Annotated in this window: 2 protein-coding genes; both read left to right on the top strand. The window is 66.4% G+C overall.

The genetic code is table 11. The annotated features are described in order from the left end of the window. Positions 1 to 50: 50 nt before the first annotated feature. Complete coding sequence (gene istA, locus OC446_RS30030; protein WP_262032540.1) at positions 51 to 1,589, top strand: IS21 family transposase; 1,539 nt, start codon at positions 51 to 53, stop codon at positions 1,587 to 1,589. Positions 1,590 to 1,610: 21 nt separating this feature from the next. After that, positions 1,611 to 2,372, top strand: coding sequence for an IS21-like element helper ATPase IstB (gene istB, locus OC446_RS30025; RefSeq protein WP_262032539.1), 762 nt, complete (start codon positions 1,611 to 1,613; stop codon positions 2,370 to 2,372). Positions 2,373 to 2,478 lie beyond the last annotated feature (106 nt).

The raw sequence follows: 2,478 nt of genomic DNA, 5'->3' as shown, positions 1-2,478 counted from the left end.
CCGACAACTCAACCGGCTACGGGATGTCTCTTCAACCACGAGGAGGCCCGATGCCCACCCAGAGATTGTCGATGCGCCGGATACGAGACGTGCTTCGTTTAAGACACCAACAGGGCCTGACCGAACGCGTCATCGCGCGCACGCTGGGGGTCAGCAATGGCGTCGTTCATGGCTACCTGCGCCGCGCCCGTCTGGCCGGGCTGAGCTGGCCGCTGCCGGACGGGCTCGATGACGAGGCGCTCGAGCTCCTGCTGTTTCCAGCACCATCCCCCGCGCAGACCGATCAGCGCCCGGTCCCCGACTGGGTTTATGTCGAGAAGGAGCTGCGCCGCCGTGGCGTGACGCGCGTGCTGCTCTGGGAGGAATATCGCGCCGCCCATCCCGACGGCTTCGGCTACACCTGGTTCTGCACCACCTATGAGGCTTGGAAGGGGCGCGTGCGCCCGACGATGCGCCAGACCCACATGGGCGGCGAGAAGGTCTTTGTCGATTTTGCCGGCGACACCATCGACGTTTTCGATCCGCTCACCGGCGAAGCGCATGCCATGAAGCTCTTCGTCGCCGCGATGGGCGCCTCCAACTACACCTATGCCGAGGCTTGCGCGAGCGAGAGCCTGCCGGACTGGATTGCCGTGCACGCCAACCTGTTCGCCTTCCTGAATGGGGTTCCGAAGTTCGTGATCTGCGACAACCTCAAGGCGGCGGTGACCAATCCCGACCGCTACGATCCCGGCCTCAACCGCACCTATGCCGAGATGGCCGCGCATTACGGCACCGCCATTCTCGCAGCGCGGCCGAGACGCCCGAAGGACAAGGCCAAAGTTGAGGTTGCGGTGCAAATCGCCCAGCGCTGGATCCTGGCCCGGCTGCGCAACCAGCGCTTCTTCGCGCTCGCCGAGCTCAATCGCGCCATTCGCAGCCTGGTCGTCGACCTCAACGCCCGCCAGATGCGCGGCTTCGGCTCGAGCCGGGCCGAGCTCTTCACCGAGATCGACCGGCCCCGGCTGGGAGCGCTGCCGGACGAGGCTTATGTCTTCGCCCGCTGGAAGCGCTGCCGCGTCGCGCCGGACTATCACGTCGAGGTCGATGGCCACTGGTACTCCGTGCCTTACCGCCTGATCAAAGACTTCGTCGACGTGCGCCTCGCCGGGGCGACGGTGGAGATCTTCCACAAGGGCCAGCGGGTCGCCAGCCATGCCCGGGCGCCGAACCGGCGCGGCCACACCACGATCGCCGAGCATATGCCGAGCGCCCATCGCCGCCACGGCCAGTGGACCCCGAGAGGCCTGATCGCCGCCGGTGAACGGATCGGCCCCTCCGTCGCGGCCTTCTTCGAGGCGGTGATCGCTGACCGCCCACATCCCGAGCAGGGCTTCCGGACCTGCCTCGGCATCCTGTCCTTGGCCAGGAGCTACGGCGACACCCGCGTCGAGGCCGCCTGCCGGCGCGGCATCCTCATCAAGGCGCGCTCCGTCGCCTCGATCCGGTCGATCCTCAAGAACGGCCTCGACCGCGCCGTCCTTGACGAGACGCCCGACCACGAACCCCTGCGCCACGGCAACATCCGCGGCCAGGGCTACTTCCACTGACCCCACCAGGAGACCCAAGCGATGCTGACCCATCCCACCCATGAGCGCCTGATCGCGCTTGGCCTGACCGGCATGGCCAAAGCCTTCGAGGAGCAGCGACGATCGCCCGATCTCGACGCTCTGTCCTTTGAGGAGCGCATCGGGCTGCTGGTCGACCGCGAGGCGGCCGAGCGCGACACCAAGCGTCTTACCGCCCGGCTCAAGTTCGCGGCGCTGCGCCAGAATGCCTGCGTCGAGGACGTCGATTGGCGAACCCCGCGCGGCATCGATCGCGCGGTCTTGGCCCGCTTGATCGCCGGCGAGTGGATCGAGAGGCATGAGAATTTGCTGATCACTGGGGCGGCCGGCCTGGGCAAAAGCTGGATCGCCTGCGCACTCGGCCATAAGGCCTGTCGGGATAACCGCTCGGTGCTCTACCATCGTGTGCCGCGCCTGTTCGAGGCGCTGGCGCTCGCACGTGGCGACGGGCGCTATGGCCGCCTGCTCAAGGCCCTCGGCCGCGTGCAGGTGCTGATCCTGGATGACTGGGGCTTGTCGGTGCTCACCGGCTCCGAGCGGCGCGATCTCCTGGAAATCCTCGACGACCGCCACGGCCGCTCATCGACCATTGTCACGAGCCAGGTTCCCGTGGACGCCTGGCATGACCTGATTGGGGATCCCACTCTCGGAGACGCCATCCTGGATCGTCTTGTCCACAACGCCCACCGCCTTCAACTCACCGGAGAAAGCATGAGAAAGCAGAGTGCCAGAGCCCGTCGACTTGACGGCGACCAAAACTCCTGACTCCATCCCCCATCGGTCGACGCGACCGCTCATGATCGTGTGAAATGCTTGCTCACGATCCCATGAAATGAGCGCTCACCATCGCGTGAAACGGCTGCTCACGATC

Source organism: Microvirga sp. Mcv34, from assembly GCF_024519725.1.
Classification (GTDB): domain Bacteria; phylum Pseudomonadota; class Alphaproteobacteria; order Rhizobiales; family Beijerinckiaceae; genus Microvirga.
Note: the sequence above shows the minus strand (reverse complement) of the source record. Positions and strands in the feature narration are given on the sequence as shown.